Here is a 16,552-nt window from a genome sequence, read left to right as displayed (position 1 = left end):
GTCTGCCGCGCGATAGCTTGGGTGACGATGAGGACTTACTGCGCCAGGGCGTTGTACTTGGCGAGCGAGGCCTTCAGCTCGGTCATGGCGGCGTCGGCGTCGACGCCGGTCTTCTTGACGCCGTCGGCCCAGGTCTTGAACAGCGGCTCGGAGGCCTTCTTCCAGGCCGCCGTCTGCTCCGGCGTCAGCTTGTAGACCTCCTGGCCGGCTTCCGCCTTGATCTTGTCGACGCCGGCGTCCTCGAACTTGCCCCAGGGCTCGCCGACCTTGCCGGCGGCTTCCGTGTTGCAATTGTCGTCGATCGCCTTCTTCTGCATCGCCGACATCTGGTTGTACTTGTCCTTGTTCATGACGAACACGAAGGTCGTCACGTAGAACGGAGCGTCCATGTGATACTTCGTGACCTTGTCGACGCCGAACAGCACCAGCGAGCCGGCGGGGAAAGTCACGCCGTCGGCGACGCCGCGCTCGATGATGTCGCGCACCTCAGGCGCCGACGACTGCACGTTGGTGCCGCCGAGCAGGGTCACGAAATTCGCGATCGTCGCATCCGCCGGGCGGATCTTCATGCCCTTGACGTCCTCGGGCAGCACGACCTTCTTGGTGCGGGTGTGGAAGGCCGAGGGCGTGTGGACAAAGGCAAGACAGTATTTGACGTCCTTCATCTCCTTCTCGGCATATTTGCGGTACCACGCGTCGAGACCTTCCGAGCCGCCCTTGGCGTCGGAGATCAGGAACGGCAGCTCGCCGGCGCCGATGATCGGGAAGCGGCCGGGCTGATAGCCGGGATTCACATAAGTGACATCGGCGATGCCGTCGCGCGCCATGTCGTAATGGTCGAACGCCTTGCCGAGCTGCTGCGCCGGGAACACCTTGCCCTTGATGGTGCCGCCGGAGGCCTTCTCGACCGACGCGGCCCAATCCTCCAGCGCCTTCTGCAGCGGATGGCTGGCAGGCACCCAGTGCGAAATCTTCAGATCGAACGTCTTGTCCTGCGCGAGCGCGGGGGTGGTCACACCGGCAGCCAGCGCCAACGCCAGAAGCGTCTTCCTCATCGGGATCCTCTCCTTCCATCGCGGGCCTTCGAGGGCCCTTTGCTTCATTGTTATAGCATATAACCATCATTGCAAGCGCCGCGGCAGACCTGCCACCGCTGCACGCGCGAGCGGAGCCTATCGCCTCGGCCGACGCAAGTCTGGCAGACGAAAGTTGCAGACGCATGGCGATTTCATTAACACGTTAAGGATCTCCGTTGCACCCGAAATTGCACGGGTGGATCGGCACACCACGAAATTGCCGCAGGACCTGCGACATCGTGCGCGCCGGCGTCGCGGACCGTTTCAAACATCGGCGCAAAACACGTTTCAAACTTTGTAGGCGGTGCAAAAAATCCGCTGATGTCGTTGACTGCCGAGATCGCCAGCAACGATCGAGACACCATGAGCAGCATCCCCGCCGGAATCGAACCGCACTGTCGCAAGAGCCCGTTCACCGATCCCTGGGAGCCGCTCTATGCGAAGAAGACCGATAAGGCCGTCATCCTCGGCCTGCGGCTGGCCACCGCGCACACCAACGCCCGCGGCCTGATTCATGGCGGGCTGATCGCCTCGCTCGCCGACAATGCGATGGGCTACAGTTGTGCCCAGGCGCTGGGCTGGGAGGTCTCGCTGGTCACGATCAATCTCGCGGTCGACTACATCGGCAGCGCCGCAATCGGGCAGTGGCTCAGCATCGAGAGCGACGTGATCAAGAGCGGACGAACGCTGTGCTTCGTGCAGAGCCTGGTGCTGGCGGACGACGCCGTGATCGCGCGGGCGAACGCGACCTTCCGAGTGGTGCCGAAGAAGGCGTGACCGATTTCGCGGTCCTCCCAATCGAGGCCGTCGACACCGCATCCCCGTCATTCCGGGGCAATCGGCAACGCGCATCAGCGCGTTGTCGATTGAACCCGGAATCCCGAGATGACGAAGAACAGGCGCAAGACAAGCTCGAGATTCCGGGTTCAGGGCCTTCGGCCTTGCCCCGGAATGACGGGGGCTTGGCAAACAAGCAAGTGGCGTCAGCCGAAGCGCCAGTTGCAGGTTTCGGTGACCAGATCGATGAAGGCGCGGACCTTGGCCGAGAGCAGGCGGGAGCTCGGAAAGACGATGTGGATGGGGACCGGCGGCGGCTCGTATTTCATCAGCACCCGCTTGAGGCGGCCGCCGCGCAAGCCGTCCGCGGCCTGATAGGCCATCACCCGCGTCACGCCGCCGCCCGCCTCGGCATATTGAATGGCGGCGTCGGCATTGTTGGTGACGAGCCGCGGGCTGACCGCAATCCGCAGCTCCTTGCCGTCCTTGACGAAGCGCCATTCGCCGGCCGGACCGAACTGGATCGTCTCGTGCTTCGCCAGCGCCTCCGGCGCGCGCGGCTCACCATGGATCTTGAAGTAGGCGGGCGCGCCGACCACGATCCGCCGCATGCTGCCGACCTGACGCGCTACCAGGGAGGAATCGTCGAGATGGCCGATGCGCACGGCACAGTCGACGCCGTCCTCGACCAGATTGATCTGGCGGTCCTCGAGGCGCAGCTCGGCCGCGACCTCGGCATATCGGCTCAGATAGGCGGCCATCACAGGACCGACATGGAGCCGGCCGAAGCCGACCGGCGCCGAGACCACAAACCGGCCGACCGGCTGCAGGCGCTCGCTCTCGGCGGCGAGTTCCGCCTCCTCCAGATCGGCCAGGATGCGCCTGGTCCGCTCCAGGTAACGCCGGCCGGCATCGGTCAGCGTCACCGAGCGCGTCGTGCGCTGCAACAGCCGGACTCCCAGATGCTCCTCGAGCCCGGCGACGAGGCGGGTCACGGCTGACGGCGACAGCTTGAGCCGCCGCGCCGCGGGGGCAAAGCCGGTCAGCTCGGCGACGGTGACGAAGGCCTGCATGGCGTCGATACGGTCCATCCGATCATTGCAACATCTGCAATGATCTGGTGTCAACTGGCCCGATTATGTCGGGCAGAGATCCGGGCCATATTGGCTGTATGGCGGCAGCGACTGCCGCAGCGACGAGGAGTCATCACGATGACCCAGACAACCATCAGCGCCCCTGGCGACGTCATGTTTTCACCGGCGGCGAGAGCGATCCAGGCACGCAAGGGATCGCGCGAGAGCTATGCCCATGTCGAGCAGACCCGCGGCTTTCGCCACGCCGTCGACGCCGATCTCGCCGGCCGCCTTGCCGAGGCCACGAGCTTTTATCTCGCCACCGCCTCGGCCGATGGCCAGCCCTATATCCAGCACCGCGGCGGGCCCAAGGGCTTTCTCAAGGTGCTGGACGGCCAGACGCTGGCGTTCGCCGACTATAGCGGCAACAAGCAGTACATCACGCAGGGCAATCTGTCGGAGAACCCGCGAGCCTACATCTTTGTAATGGACTATGCGCATCGCCGCCGGGTGAAGATCTGGGGCACGGCCCGGGTGGTGGAGGACGATGCCGCACTGACCGCCTCGCTGATGCCTCGGGGTTACAAGGCACGGCCCGAGCAGGTCATCCTGTTCACCATCGAAGCGTGGGACACGAATTGCCCGCAGCACATCCCGCAGAAGTTCGACGCGGCCGACGTCGCGGAGGCGCTGGCGGTGCGCGATGCGAGGATCACGGAGTTGGAGGCCGAGGTGGCGCGGTTGAAAAGTAAGAGTGCAGCCGCGGTCTAACGTCGACGTCTCGGCCATCAACACCGTCATTTCCGGGGCGATCGTCAGTGCGCCGCGCGCGCTGGCGATCGAACCCGGAATCTCGTGGTTGTTAGCAAAGGACGCAAGCCAATCTCGAGGTTCCGGGTTCAAGGCCTGCGGCCTTGCCCCGGAACGACGGTGGCGGTGTCATGAGTCCTCACGCCGCCTCGGCCGCCCTGCTCCACTCGAACTCCGGGAAGTACGTCGCCATCATGCGATCGGCGTAGGCGACGAGGTTGCCGAACCCCTCGGCGCGCCGGCGGAGCTCGGAGTCGAAGAACGGCGTGAGGATGCCGGCGATGACGGCGAACGCCGTCGCGTCGGTGCCGCAGGGCCGGTCGCCCATCAGGTAGGCGCGCTCGCCGAGCTGCACTGACAATGCTCGCAGCGAGCGCGCGGCGAGGTCGATGTCCTCGTCCGGCGCATGGCGGCCAAGGCCGGAGATCAGGTAGTTCTCGGCGACGCGGAACTGCGCATCCTCGCGCAGCTTCTCGCGGCGGTCGGCCGGCGCCCCGTCGAAGAAATGCGACGGGCCCTTGGCGAAGTTGACCGGATCGACCCAGCGCGCCCCGACCAGGGCGAAGTACAGATGATGCTCGATCATGCGCTCGAACGCCCAGGCCTGCGCCCGCGCCCTGATGTCGAGCCCGGCATCGAAGTCGAAGCCGTATTTGCGCTCGATGTGGGCGCGGATGAAGGTGGAGTCGGCGATCAGCGCGCCGCCATCATCGATGAAAGGCAATTGCCCCTTGGGCGAGGCCGGCGGCATCGCGCGCTGCTTCCGATAGGCGAGGCCCGCCATCTTCAGCTGCACCTCCGTCTTGGTGACGAAGGGGCTGATCTCCGGCAAACCGAAGCCCGCGCCCAAACCGAACAGCGTGATCATGACAGCACTCCCGACTTCCTGAGCAGGCGCCGGACGCTACGCACATGCTGCTGCCACCATGGTGTCAGCAGCGGCAGTAGCGTGGTGGCAAGGCCAAGGCCATAAAACATCATCATCGACATCACCCCTTCAATCCTGTTGTCGGCCCGGTATAAGGACGGGCTGCTGCCAACATCGTGTCAGCAGCGGCGGGGTGATCGCTTCCGCGGGGACACACCATGAGACGCGCCGACCGGCTGTTCCAGATCATCCAGGTGCTGAGACGCACGCGCCGTCCGCTGACGGCGGATGCGATCGCGGCCGAGCTGGAGACGTCGAAGCGCACGATCTATCGCGACATCGCCACCTTGATCGGCCAGCGCGTGCCGATCCGCGGCGAGGCCGGCATGGGCTACATCCTGGAAAAGGGTTTCGATCTGCCGCCGCTGATGCTGACGCCCGACGAAATCGAGGCCGCGGTGCTCGGCGCGCAATGGGTCTCCGTCAATGCCGACCCCGTGCTGGCGCGCGCGGCGGAGGATCTGATGGCCAAGATCGCCGACACCGTGCCGGAGCGCTTGAGGCCGTTCGTGCTGGAGCCGGCGAGCCGCGCGCCGCGGCCATGGAGCCGCGAGCCGGATCGCATCGACATGTCGCGCACGCGTTCGCAGATCCACGAGGGCCGCAAGATCAAACTGCGCTATCGCGACGAGCAGGGCCGCGACAGCGAGCGCGTGATCTGGCCAATCGCGATCGGCTATCACGAGGCGGTGCGCATCCTTGCCGCCTGGTGCGAGCTGCGCCGCGACTTCCGCAGCTTCAGGACGGATCGGGTGGTCGAGGCGACCTATCTCGACGACAAATATCCCGAACGGCGCGAGGCATTGCGCGCGAAATGGCGGCGCAGCCTGGTATGGGAGGTTCCCAAGGATGTCTGAATCGATGTCCGAGCGGATGTCTGAGCCGGTGTCCAACGGGACTGACGAGAGCCCCTGTCAAAGCTGCGGGGCGTGCTGCGCCTATTCGTCGAACTGGCCGCGCTTCACGATCGAGACGGATGAGGCGCTCGATCTGATTCCAGCCGAGCTGGTCAACGAGCGGCTGTCGGGGATGCGCTGCGAGAACGACCGGTGCTCGGCGCTCGACGGCGAGATCGCGCGCGCCGTCGCCTGCCGGATCTACGCGATCCGTCCCGAGGTGTGCCGCACCTGCATGCCGGGCGACGACGAATGCGCGATGGCGCGGCGCAAATTCGGCCTGCCTGCGCTCAGCTGAGACTACGGCTCAGGCGGTGACGGGCGCGAGATCGTCGTCGAGATCGTCATCCAGCGGCGCGATCGGCGACAACGGCTTGGTCGACAGCGAGATCGGTTTCTTGCTGGACAGCGGGCTCGGTCGCCCGCTCTTGCTGCTGCGGGACTGCGCGTAGAGCGCGGTGCCGACGCGTCCGCCGAACTGCAGCAGATCATGCTCCGTGCAGGTCGAGGCAATCGCCAGCGCCAGCGAATGCAGATGGGTGCGGCGGTAGCAGAACAGCGCCAGCATGGCCCGGACATCGGCCGACACGCTCTCGACCAGCGCCGGCAGGCCATTCTCGTCGGCGCGATAGAGCGCACCGAGAAGGTCCTCTCCGACCGGGCAGGCGTCGCTGTCGAAGGCACTACGGCGTGGAAGCATCGGGTTGATCCTCTTGCATGTAGGATGCAACGCGAATCGCTAACGCGGGGTTAACCATGTTGGAGGGCGGGCATATGGCCTTGCGAGCGCCCGATGAGGTCCGATCGAGCGCGGCCGGCGCGTCAGCCGTTGGCCGCCATGAAGATGGAGAGGCCGAACCCGGTCAGATGATGCAATGCCTGGTCGACGCCGATCAGCGTCCAGAACCAGGGGTGTTCCAGCGTGACGCCGAAGCGTGACGAGCAGATGCCCTTGATACGATCGATCGTGATGTGGATGGCAAAGTCGATGAAGGCCACGAACCAGAATTTTGGCGCGACGATCAGGATCAGCACCAGCGCCACCGCGAGGTGGATCAGGCAATGCACCAGGAGCGGCAGCGCCCAGCCCTTCCGCTGGTCCTTGCCGTAGGCCATCCAGGCATTCTGCAGCACGAAGTCGCCAATGATGTGCTTGAAGGTGAGCAGCAGCATCCAGCCGACCAGCGCACCAACCGGGATCTGCGACGACAAAGCGGGAAAAGACAAAGCTGACGCTCTCGCTACGACTAACCCTTGGACGCACCGGGAACTGGAGGCGTTCAGCGCAATCTGATGAGAATACCCGGCCAATTCGACGCGTATGCGACGCTTATGACATCTCTGGTGGCGAATTGCACGCGAAAGGGAACCTCGAAGCGCACTCTGCTACCCTTCCCACATCTTCCGCGAGGGGTAAGGTTACCTACCAGGTGCGGGTCTGCGGCCCGCTGAACCGCAACGCCGGCGGCGGACCTCACTCCGCCGCGTTGCTGCTGGGCGCCGCCATCGCCCTTGCGCGGATCTGCTCAATGGTCCGCTTCAGGGCGCCCTGCCCGGGCTCCGCTAGCGCGACCGCGCGGGCCTCCTCGATTGCGGCGGCGAGCTCCGACAGCGGCAACACGCCGTCGAAGGTCGGCTTGGCCAGGCCGTCGATGATGGCGTGCCAATCCGCGAGCCCCTGCCGGTAGGCGTCGCCCTGCCCCTGGATCATCTCCGCCGTGGCGATCACGGCCGGGGCCGCCGCGGGCTGCTTGTCCAGCGCGCGCGCAATCATGTGGAGCCAGCGCTCGGCCCAGGCCCGCTCCTCGCCATAGCGCACCGATTGCAGCCGCCAGCGCCGCAGCCCGGCGATCAGCTTGAGACGGCGAACCGCAAGCCGTGAGCGGATAGAGAAGCGGACCTTGATACGGCGGCGACCGAGCCAGCCAATCTGCTCGAACCCCGTCAGCATGGAATCGGCGACCGCCTGCGGCAACGCGCCGAGCAGCTCGTCCAGCCGAAACCGCCGGACGTCGTCTGTCTCGCGGCCGCCTGGCCTCCGCCCGCTTTGCAAGCTCATCAGCCGCAGCTGCGCAATCCTGATGAGATCCTCATAGGCCATGCGGGCGGCCAGCAGCCGGGCGATCTCGCTGAGCATGGCGGCATCAATGTTCGATCGACGAACGAAGCGCTTGATGCGGTCGACATAGAGCTGGGCGTAGCTGGCGCCCTGGTACTCCATCAGGAGATGAATTCCCTCGCTCACGGCCGGGATCGCCGCCTCGGGCAGACCGTCCGGCAGAAATGGCGGCTCGCCGTCATGATCGCCGATGAGGTCGGCGAACAGGTAGCGCAGCGAAGACCGGACGCTTTCCACGGTGCTCCGAGCCCTTCAGATCACGCCGACTTCGCCACGGGCGCCGCGGCTGCGGTCTGCTGCGCCAGCCGGCGCTCGAGCGTTTCGATGTTCTGGAACAGCCGGGCGCTGGCCAGACGCAGGAAATAGAACGCGAAGGCGGGGTTCTGGACGTAGAGCTGCTCGACCTGATCGTAGGAGACCGACAGGATCAACCCGCCCTCGACGCATTCCAGCGTCTGCGTGCGCGTATTGGACGGCGAGATCATGCCGAACTCCCCGACGATGGCGCCGACCGGCAGCTCGATGCCCGATTCGACCAGCCGGAAGCGGCCGCTGACGATATAGTACATGCTGTCGGCCTTCTCGTCCTTGTAGAACAGGACCTCGCCCGGACCGCATTTGCGCTCGGTCATGAACGGCTTCAGCCACTCCATCGACAGGTCGCTGTTGACCGACTGCTTCACGTCGCGGACCAGTTGCAGCATCTGGTGCAGGCGGTAGCTGTTGAGCGGCAGCAGCACGCCGTGCAGGATGATGACCGGGTAATTGTGCGTCGGGACCGCGGTGGCGATCAGGACGATGTTGGTGAGGATGGCGAACACCCGCAGCGGAATCATCGTCCGCATTGACAGCGTGGCAACCACGAAGATCGATGCGAAGAGGCTGCCAGCGGCGCCTGCATGTTCGACCAGGTGTGAGGTATCCATCGGGATCAACCAGACTTTTGCGACGCGAGGGAAGCGGACGCTCGATTCCGGCCCCTCTGTGGCTAATTTAGCGTGTCCGCGCCGGCTTTTGATATACGGCGAACAGACGACGAAAGAACCGGTATTTGAGCCGGGGAGAAAAAATTCCCCGCTCGCAACATTTGGTGGAGGCCGGCCGGTTGACGCCGCACGGCCTCGCTGCCGGCGTCGTTGACGGGCCTTCCCCGCACAGGGCACTTTGCCGCGGGGAACAAGAGGATCGACAGGCACCCGCGACCCATGTCCAAACCGCTGCTATCTCCTGCCCTGACGGCGTTTGTCGCAGCAACGGCCGGACGAAACGTGACCCGTGCCGCCTACGCGGCTGTGGCGCTCGGCCTGAGCGCCATGGTGCTGTCGACGGTGACCGCAGCCTACGAAGCGGCACAGCGCTGGATCGCTACCCTGTTATGGGGATGCCTTGCCTACTTTGTCATCGAATGGGCGGTCCGGGTTCAGCAGGCGGCGCGCACGCAGCGCGTCGGCGCCTACCTGATGTCGGCCCGTGGACTGGTGGACACCGCCTCGGCCATCGCGGTGCCCGCCGCGCTGATCGCCGGCCTGGAGCCGCGCGCCGCCTGGCTGCTGGCGGTCACCTGGGTGCTCAAGGTCATCCCCGGCGTGCCCGGATTGCGCCAACTGCGGCGGGTGCTGGTCGTGGAGGCCCGCTCGCTGCTGTCGGTGCTGGTGCTGTTCCTGCTGGTGCTGTTTCTCGGATCGGTCGCCGAGTACGCGCTCGAGCACGATGATCAGCCGGCCACGTTCGGCACCATCCCGTCGGCGCTGTGGTGGGCTGTCGTCACGCTCACCACGACCGGCTATGGCGACGTGGTGCCGATCACCCCACTGGGCCGGATCGTCGCTGCCGGCGTGATGATCTCCGGCCTCGGCGTGTTCGGCCTGTGGACCGGCATCCTGGCGACCGGCTTTGCCGCCGAGACCCGCCGCGACAATTTCCTCAAGACCTGGGAATCGGTCAGCAGGGTGCCGTTCTTCGCCAGTCTCGGCCCCTCGACGATCGCCGACGTCACCCAGATGCTGCGCACGATCGACCTGCCGCCGCGCACCACCGTCATCCGCAAGGGAACGCCTGGCGATTGCATGTATTTCATCGCCGCGGGCGAGGTCGAGGTCGAGCTTCCCGGCAAGAAGGTCCGGCTCGGCGAAGGCGCGTTCTTCGGCGAGATGGCGCTGCTCGGCAACAGCCTGCGCTCCGCGAACATCAGCACGACGACATTGTCCAAGCTGCTGGTGCTCGACCTCGTCGATTTCCGCGTGCTGATGGCACGTCACCCCGATCTGGCGCAGAGCATCGATGCCGAAGCCCGCCGCCGCGCCCTGGAGAACAAGACATGACCGACGGACAGAGCAGCGAGACCGGGGATGCGCCGAGCACGCCGATCCTGACGATCGAGGGCCCGCGCGCCACCATCCGCCTCAATCGTCCGCGCCATCTCAACCGGCTGCAGCCGGAGGATCTCGGCGTGCTGATGAGCCTGTTCGATCGCATCGAAGCCGATGCCGGACTGCGCGTGCTGATCCTCACCGGCACGGGGCGGGCTTTCAGCGCCGGCTACGATCTGGGCGCCATCGGCGGCGGGCCGGAGACGAGCCCGGCCGGCGGTGCCGGCCCGTCCTTCGAAGCGGTCGTGGACCGGCTGGAGGATCTCGCGCTGCCGACGATCTGCCGACTTAACGGCGGCGTCTATGGCGGCTCCACCGATCTCGCGCTGGCCTGCGATTTCCGCATCGGGGTCGACACCGCCGAGATGTTCATGCCGGCCGCGCGGCTCGGGCTGCACTACTACCCCAACGGCATCAAGCGCTACGTCTCCCGGCTCGGCATCGATAATACCAAGCACCTCTTTCTCACGGCCGAGAAGATCGGCGCCGCCGAAATGCTGCGCATGGGCTACCTGACCAGCATGGTGGCGCCCGACGCGCTTGATGGGGAGGTCGAACGATTAGCTGCGCTGCTGGCCGGCAACGCTCCAGACGCGATGCGCGGCATGAAGCGCGCGATCAACGAATTCGCCCGCGGCGCGCTCGACGATGCGGCAGCGCGTCGCAGACATCAGGACAGCCTGAGCGGATCGGAGATCCGCGAGGGCATGAAATCGTTTGCAGAGAAACGGCCCCCGCGATTTTGAGGGCAATGCGCCGATCGGCCTGATCAGGATTGCATGCATCCCGCTGTATCCAGCCGGTGTGCCGCCACACGTTCAACGAACTATCGTCCTAAATCTCCAATTTGCGGTTGACAGCCTTTTGTCCGTGGCTAGCTTGGCCTTTGGGCGGAGACTTTCACATGCAGGTGATAGACGCGTATTGGGGACGGCGGGCTCTGGACTACGTCGATGCGATCGAAGCGTCGAAGACCAGCGCGAGCGTGCTTTCCCAATTTGAGAAGATGATCGGCGATCTGGGCTTCCACGCCTACATCATGGCGGGCGTGCCGACACCCGGGCAATCGTTGCAGCAGACCATCCTGGCCAATGGCTGGCCGCGCGAATGGTTCGACATGTATGCGCGGGAACAGTTTCACCGCTGCGACCCGGTCCCGCGGCATTGTGTGTCGACGCTCAATCCATTCGCCTGGTCGGAAGCGCCCTACGACCGCGAGGACGAGCCGCGTGCGCATCAGGTGATGATGCGGGCGCGTGATTTCCGATTGAACGAAGGCTTCTGCGTGCCGATCCACTACGACGACGCGGTCGGCGCCGTGAGCATCGCGGGCGAGGATCCCAACCTTGCGCCCGACGCGAGGGGCGCGCTGCACCTGATCAGCATCTTCACGCATTCGCGGCTGCGCGCACTGGCACGCACGGCGGCCAGCAACCAGGGGCGCCGCCTGTCGCGGATCGAGGCCGAGGTGCTGAGCTGGGCGGCACGCGGCAAGACGGCGTGGGAGACGGCGCGCATCCTCGGCGTCTCCGAACGCAACGTTCGCTGGCACCTCGAAGAGGCGCAGCGCAAGCTCGCGACCAAGAACAAGACGGCGACGGTTGCGACCGCTCTTGTCAACGGCGAGATCTCGATCTGATCTGGCTTTTCTCCCACTGGATCATTTCGAGCACGTTGGCAAATTGCAAACCCCAAGTTGATTCAGACGACCGGGGGTTTCGATGCCTGAGATTCATGTCGTTCGAAAAGATAATCGCGCGCTGTACGAGAAATATTTCGATCCATATTACCGGCTGCGTCACGAGATCTACGTCAAGCAGCGCAAGTGGATGGACCTCGATCGTCCGGACGGACGCGAGATCGATCAGTTCGATACCGAGGATGCCGTCTATCTGTTCTGCATCGACAAGGGTCAGCTGATCGGCGCGATGCGCGCGGTGCCGACGCTGCTGCCGACCCTGATGAGCGACATCTTTCCCTATCTCAATCTGCGCGGCCCCGTGCAGCGGCCGGACGTGTACGAGCTGTCACGGATCTTCGTCATCCCGGAGCGGCGAGGCGAGCATGCCGGTCCGCGCATCGACATGCTGCTGCTCACCGCCATCATGGAGTACGGCATCTCGATCGGCCTCACCGGCTTCTCGATCGTGCTCGAAAGCTGGTGGCTGCCGCGGTTCGAGAAGTGCGGCTGGAAGGCCAAGCCGCTGGGCGTTCCCCACATGATGGACGGGATGTCGGTGATGGCCGTCCTGGTCGACTGCGACGAGACGACGTGGAAGTCGTTGTGCAAGCAGATCGGCCTGACCCGGCCGACGCTCACATGGCAGGGGCTCGAAGAGGTCAGCCGCCTGGCCCTGCCGGATATCTTTCTTCATCTTCCAACAGCCGTTCAGCCAGCGCAATGAGCTGCTCCCGGTGCCGCGTCAGTCTCAGTCTATGGAAGGCCTTCAAGAGGCGGTGACCAAGGAGCGTCGCCTCATCCACCTCGAGGGCAAAAAGGCTGGACGGCGTGTTCATGGAATCCATCGCTGACACTTCAGGTTTCGAGCCGTGACTGAACCTTCACTCGAGAAGATCATCGAGCGTCTGCAATTTTGCATCGTAGACGCTCGCGCCATGCAACTCAAAATGTTGGAGAGGATTTTGTCAATATCATTGCTCGAAGCCCACGAGCTGAAAGAAAAATGCACGCCAAAGTCGTCCAACAGCAGCCATTAGCAATGAATGCCAACTCCGAGCCGCATCATCGGTTGGCAAACCCTTGATTTCAGGGCCGCTTCAAATTGCAGAATCCATCGAAGCTCGCGCGGCCACATTGATCGGCCTCAATTTGCGGCCCGCGGTCGCCGCACCGATCTGACGATCCCGATCGATCGGCAGCAACATTCATTCATCATTCAGCTCGGTACGCGCCCTCGAGCCGCAGGCTGCTGCGTCAGCGAAGGCGATGCGACAGTTCACTCTGTCGGAACTCGTTTCCATCGGTGCCGCATGGCGCCTAATCATCGACGAAGCGAACGGTGTCGGCGATGGCGGCGCGGCTGGTCCGATACGAGTTGGCCTTGTGGGCGAGGTCCGGATAGCCGAACGAGATGCCGCACACGACCTTGCGGTCGTCACCGAGACCGAAATGGCGGCGGATCAGATCGGAGTGAAAGGCGAGCGCCGCCTGCGGCACCGTGGCCACGCCGAGCGCCTGCGCGGCCAGCATGAAGCTCGTCACATAGCCGCCGCAGTCGATCGCGCCATAGGTGCCGAGCGCCTCGTCGCTATGGATGATCGCCACATGCGGCGCGCCGAAGAAGTTGTAGTTCTCCAACGCCTGCCGCGCATAGCCGGCCTTGTCGCCGCGCTCGATCCCAAGCGCATTGTAGAGCTGGAAGCCGCTCTCGCGCCGGCGGTCGAGATAGACACCCTTGTACTCCCGCGGAAACGGGAAGTCGCCGGAGGACGGCTTGCCGCTCGAGGCGGCCACGTACATCAGCTTGCGGAACGCCTCGGTCGCCGCGCCCGAGGTGATCTCCACCCGCCACGGCTGGCTGTTGCACCAGGACGCGGTCTTCTGAGCCGCCGTCAGGATGCGCTCGATGGTCGCGCGTGGGACGGGATCAGCGCGAAAGCTGCGGCAGGAGAAACGCGCGGCCATGAGGTCTTCGAGGACGGTGATCGCGTCTTGCTCCGGCTTCGGCGCTGCTGATGACATCATGACCTTCCTGAAGTTCGATTGAAGCGCACGCGCGCTCCCCCTTCCACACCCGTCATTCCGGGGCGGTCGCGAAGCGGCCGAACCCGGAATCTCGAGATTGTAAAACAGAGATGCCAGCCAACCTCCAGATTCCGGGTTCAAGGCCTTTCGGCCTTGCCCCGGAATGACGGCGTGTGTGGCTAGCTACGTCCCTTGGTCGGGACCTTGTTGAACGGCACATCCTTGTCGACGCGGATGTCGCCGGGCAGGCCCAGCACACGCTCGGCGATGATGTTGCGCAGGATCTCGTCGGTGCCGCCGGCGATGCGCATCGACGGCGAGGTGAGCAGCATCTGCTGGAATTGCCCCTGCGTGACCTCCTCATCCGCGCCGGTGAGCACGCCGGCAGCGCCTTCGAGGTCCATGGCGTAGGTCGCGATGTCCTGGAGCATGACGCCCGCGACCAGCTTGCCGATCGAGTTCTCGGGGCCGGGCCGCTCGCCTTTCGACAGCGCCGAGATCGCGCGGTAGCTCGTGTATTTCAGCCCGCTTGCCTTCACCGCCCACGATGCCAGCTTCGAGCGTGTCGCGCGGTCCTCGATCGCGAGCCCGCTCTCCGTCATCAGGTTCGCGCAGAACTCGAACATCACCGGGAAGCCGGTGGCGAGCCGCGCGCCGATCGACATGCGTTCGTTCATCAGCGTGGTCAGCGACACGTTCCAGCCGTCGCCGACGGCGCCGAGGCGCTGCGAGTCCGGGATCACGACATCGGTGAAATAGACCTCGTTGAACTCCTGCATGCCGTTGGCCTGCTTGATCGGGCGGACCTCGACACCCGGACTCTTCATGTCCAGGAAGAACATCGTGAGCCCCTTGTGCTTCGGCACGTTGGGATCGGTGCGCGTGATCAAGAGGCCGTAGTCCGAGTAGTGCGCGCCGGAGGTCCAGATCTTCTGGCCGTTGATGACCCAGTTGTCGCCGCGCTTCTCGGCGCGGGTGCGCAGTCCCGCAACGTCGGAGCCGCCGGCCGGCTCGGAGAACAGCTGGCACCAGATCTCCTCGCCGGAGGCGAGCTTCGGCAGATAGCGGCGCTTATGCTCCTCGCTGCCATAGGCCATCACGGTCGGCCCGCACATGCCCTCGCCGATCTGGAACGGCTGCGTCAGCTTGCCGTAGACGCCCTCCTCCTGCTGCCAGATCACGCGCTCGATCGGCGTGGCGCCGCGGCCGCCATACTCCTTCGGCCAATGCAGACAGGCCCAGCCGGCGTCGGCCTTCTTCTTCTGCCAGGCCTTGCCGACCTCGACGATGTCGGCGTGCTTCAGCCGGATGCGCCCGAGCGAGGAGCTCGCGAGCTCATCTTCCAGCTCCTTCGGCGCGTTGGCGGCGACCCAGGCGCGCGCGGTCTCGCGAAAGGCGGCTTCCTGCGGGGTGTCGTCGAAGTTCATGCCTCAGCCCTCGTTCATATTCGTAGGGCGGGTTAGCCGAAGGCGTAACCCGCCACATCTCTGGCTTCGTTCAAGCCATCGGCGGGTTACGCTGCGCTAACCCGCCCTACGGCTCCGATTACTAGGCCCGTCCCTTGGTCGGGACCTGATTGAACGGCAGGTCCTTGTCGACGCGGATGTCGCCGGGCAGGCCGAGCACGCGCTCGGCGATGATGTTGCGCATGATCTCGTCGGTGCCGCCTTCGACGCGGGTGCCGGGCGCGCGCAGCAGCATCGCCTGGAATTTGCCGGCGACATCAGCCTCGGGGCCGCTGAGCACGCCGGCCGCGCCCTGCAGATCGAGCGCGTAGGACGCGACGTCCTGCACCATCGAGCCAGCGACCAGCTTGCCGATCGAGTTCTCCGGACCGGGACGCTCGCCCTTCGACAGCGCCGAGATCGCGCGCATGCTGGTGTATTTCAGCCCGCTCGCCTTCACCGCCCAGTTCGCCAGCTTGGAGCGCACGTTGCGGTCCTCGATCGCCGGACGATCATCGAGCACCAAATTGGAGCAGAAGTCGAACAGCTCGGGGAAGCCGGTGGCGACACCGGCGCCGATCGACATGCGCTCGTTCATCAGGGTGGTGAGCGCGACGTTCCAGCCGTCATTGACGGCGCCGAGCCGCTGCGAGTCCGGGATCACGACATCGGTGAAATAGACCTCGTTGAAATCCGAGTGACCGCTGGCCTGCTTGATCGGGCGGACTTCGACACCCGGGCTCTTCATGTCCAGGAAGAACATGGTGAGACCCTTGTGCTTCGGCACGGTCGGATCGGTGCGCGTCAGCAGGATGCCGTAGTCGGAGTAATGCGCGCCCGACGTCCAGATCTTCTGGCCGTTGATCACCCACTCGTCGCCGCGCTTCTCGGCGCGGGTGCGCAGGCCGGCGACATCGGAGCCGCCCGCCGGCTCGGAGAACAGCTGGCACCACACCTTCTCGCCCGAGGCGAGCGGCGGCAGGTATTGCCGCTTGTGCTCCTCGGAGGCATAGGCCATCACGGTCGGGCCGCACATGCCGTGGCCGATGATGAACATCGCGGAGAGCTTGCCGAACGGCCCCTCCTCCTGCTGCCAGATCACGCGCTCGATCGGCGAAGCGCCGCGGCCGCCATATTCCTTCGGCCAGTGCAGGCAGGCCCAGCCGGCATCGGCCTTCTTCTTCTGCCAGGCCTTGGCGACCTCGAGAATGTTGGCGTTCTTCAACGCGGTGCGGCCGAGCGAAGACGCGCGCAGTTCGTCCTCGTATTGCTTCGGCGCGTTCGCGGCGATCCACGCACGCGCCTCGGCGCGAAACGCGGCCTCTTGCGGGGTGTCATCGAAGTTCATCGTCT

At 65.0% G+C, this 16,552-nt stretch carries 18 protein-coding genes; 8 read left to right on the top strand and 10 right to left on the bottom strand.

Translation table 11 applies throughout. From position 1 onward, the window contains the following. Nucleotides 1–35 precede the first annotated feature (35 nt). Entirely contained in the window at nt 36–1,055 is a 1,020-nt protein-coding gene (locus BRAO375_RS11530) for a TRAP transporter substrate-binding protein (protein ID WP_009027649.1), read from the bottom strand. A 384-nt stretch (nt 1,056–1,439) separates the two neighbouring features. Here BRAO375_RS11530 and BRAO375_RS11525 point away from each other — a divergent pair, with 384 nt between their 5' ends. Continuing rightward, the gene (locus tag BRAO375_RS11525; RefSeq protein ID WP_009027648.1) at nt 1,440–1,853 is read left to right on the top strand and encodes a PaaI family thioesterase; all 414 of its coding nucleotides are present in this window, start codon (nt 1,440–1,442) and stop codon (nt 1,851–1,853) included. A 206-nt stretch (nt 1,854–2,059) separates the two neighbouring features. On the opposite strand, the gene BRAO375_RS11520 is transcribed toward BRAO375_RS11525, so the two are convergent. Beyond that, entirely contained in the window at nt 2,060–2,944 is an 885-nt protein-coding gene (locus BRAO375_RS11520) for a LysR family transcriptional regulator (protein WP_009027647.1), read from the bottom strand. Between the two features lie 120 nt (nt 2,945–3,064). Between BRAO375_RS11520 and BRAO375_RS11515 the strand changes: the two genes are divergently transcribed. After that, entirely contained in the window at nt 3,065–3,697 is a 633-nt protein-coding gene (locus BRAO375_RS11515; protein WP_009027646.1) for a pyridoxamine 5'-phosphate oxidase family protein, read from the top strand. Nucleotides 3,698–3,875: 178 nt separating this feature from the next. Here BRAO375_RS11515 and BRAO375_RS11510 read toward each other — a convergent pair whose 3' ends face one another. Then, the gene (locus tag BRAO375_RS11510) at nt 3,876–4,604 is read right to left on the bottom strand and encodes a glutathione S-transferase family protein (RefSeq protein ID WP_009027645.1); all 729 of its coding nucleotides are present in this window, start codon (nt 4,602–4,604) and stop codon (nt 3,876–3,878) included. Between the two features lie 218 nt (nt 4,605–4,822). Here BRAO375_RS11510 and BRAO375_RS11505 point away from each other — a divergent pair, with 218 nt between their 5' ends. Further along, nucleotides 4,823–5,521 (top strand): helix-turn-helix transcriptional regulator, encoded by a 699-nt coding sequence (locus BRAO375_RS11505; RefSeq protein WP_009027644.1) that lies wholly within the window; start codon nt 4,823–4,825, stop codon nt 5,519–5,521. A 16-nt stretch (nt 5,522–5,537) separates the two neighbouring features. Beyond that, nucleotides 5,538–5,858, top strand: coding sequence for a YkgJ family cysteine cluster protein (locus tag BRAO375_RS11500; RefSeq protein ID WP_035640002.1), 321 nt, complete (start codon nt 5,538–5,540; stop codon nt 5,856–5,858). A gap of 9 nt (nt 5,859–5,867) precedes the next feature. Here BRAO375_RS11500 and BRAO375_RS11495 read toward each other — a convergent pair whose 3' ends face one another. From BRAO375_RS11495 to BRAO375_RS11480, 4 genes are all read right to left on the bottom strand, one after another. Beyond that, nucleotides 5,868–6,260, bottom strand: coding sequence for a hypothetical protein (locus tag BRAO375_RS11495; protein ID WP_009027642.1), 393 nt, complete (start codon nt 6,258–6,260; stop codon nt 5,868–5,870). Nucleotides 6,261–6,382: 122 nt separating this feature from the next. Beyond that, nucleotides 6,383–6,733 carry a DUF3307 domain-containing protein gene (locus BRAO375_RS11490; RefSeq protein ID WP_052536080.1) on the bottom strand — a complete coding sequence of 117 codons (351 nt, stop codon included), beginning with the start codon at nt 6,731–6,733 and terminating at the stop codon, nt 6,383–6,385. Nucleotides 6,734–7,034: 301 nt separating this feature from the next. Continuing rightward, nucleotides 7,035–7,916, bottom strand: a complete 882-nt coding sequence (locus BRAO375_RS11485; RefSeq protein WP_009027640.1) for a DUF6537 domain-containing protein — start codon at nt 7,914–7,916, stop codon at nt 7,035–7,037. A gap of 20 nt (nt 7,917–7,936) precedes the next feature. Continuing rightward, nucleotides 7,937–8,605 (bottom strand): Crp/Fnr family transcriptional regulator, encoded by a 669-nt coding sequence (locus BRAO375_RS11480; protein WP_009027639.1) that lies wholly within the window; start codon nt 8,603–8,605, stop codon nt 7,937–7,939. Between the two features lie 279 nt (nt 8,606–8,884). Here BRAO375_RS11480 and BRAO375_RS11475 point away from each other — a divergent pair, with 279 nt between their 5' ends. The 4 genes from BRAO375_RS11475 (at nt 8,885) to BRAO375_RS11460 (ending at nt 12,453) form a co-directional block, all read left to right on the top strand. Beyond that, nucleotides 8,885–10,000, top strand: a complete 1,116-nt coding sequence (locus BRAO375_RS11475; RefSeq protein WP_009027638.1) for a cyclic nucleotide-gated ion channel — start codon at nt 8,885–8,887, stop codon at nt 9,998–10,000. Further along, nucleotides 9,997–10,794 carry an enoyl-CoA hydratase/isomerase family protein gene (locus BRAO375_RS11470; RefSeq protein ID WP_009027637.1) on the top strand — a complete coding sequence of 266 codons (798 nt, stop codon included), beginning with the start codon at nt 9,997–9,999 and terminating at the stop codon, nt 10,792–10,794. The genes BRAO375_RS11475 and BRAO375_RS11470 overlap by 4 nt, the downstream gene beginning before the upstream one ends. A gap of 158 nt (nt 10,795–10,952) precedes the next feature. Further along, a complete protein-coding gene (locus BRAO375_RS11465) occupies nt 10,953–11,687 on the top strand; it encodes a helix-turn-helix transcriptional regulator (protein WP_035639999.1) in 735 nt (244 codons plus the stop codon). Nucleotides 11,688–11,769: 82 nt separating this feature from the next. Beyond that, nucleotides 11,770–12,453: an acyl-homoserine-lactone synthase gene (locus BRAO375_RS11460; RefSeq protein WP_009027635.1), complete on the top strand. Its 684-nt coding sequence runs from the start codon at nt 11,770–11,772 to the stop codon at nt 12,451–12,453. Between the two features lie 593 nt (nt 12,454–13,046). Here the strand turns inward: BRAO375_RS11460 and BRAO375_RS11455 are convergent. The 3 genes from BRAO375_RS11455 to BRAO375_RS11445 all read right to left on the bottom strand — a co-directional run bounded on the left by BRAO375_RS11455 (nt 13,047) and on the right by BRAO375_RS11445 (nt 16,547). After that, on the bottom strand, nt 13,047–13,694 hold the full coding sequence (locus BRAO375_RS11455; RefSeq protein ID WP_009027634.1) for a nitroreductase: 648 nt from the start codon (nt 13,692–13,694) through the stop codon (nt 13,047–13,049). Between the two features lie 239 nt (nt 13,695–13,933). After that, nucleotides 13,934–15,181 (bottom strand): acyl-CoA dehydrogenase, encoded by a 1,248-nt coding sequence (locus tag BRAO375_RS11450; protein ID WP_009027633.1) that lies wholly within the window; start codon nt 15,179–15,181, stop codon nt 13,934–13,936. 121 nt (nt 15,182–15,302) lie between these two features. Next, nucleotides 15,303–16,547 (bottom strand): acyl-CoA dehydrogenase, encoded by a 1,245-nt coding sequence (locus BRAO375_RS11445; protein ID WP_009027632.1) that lies wholly within the window; start codon nt 16,545–16,547, stop codon nt 15,303–15,305. Nucleotides 16,548–16,552 lie beyond the last annotated feature (5 nt).

This window comes from Bradyrhizobium sp. ORS 375 (assembly GCF_000239775.1).
In the GTDB taxonomy this organism is placed as follows: Bacteria; Pseudomonadota; Alphaproteobacteria; order Rhizobiales; family Xanthobacteraceae; genus Bradyrhizobium.
This window is presented reverse-complemented; position numbering and strand designations above follow the sequence as displayed.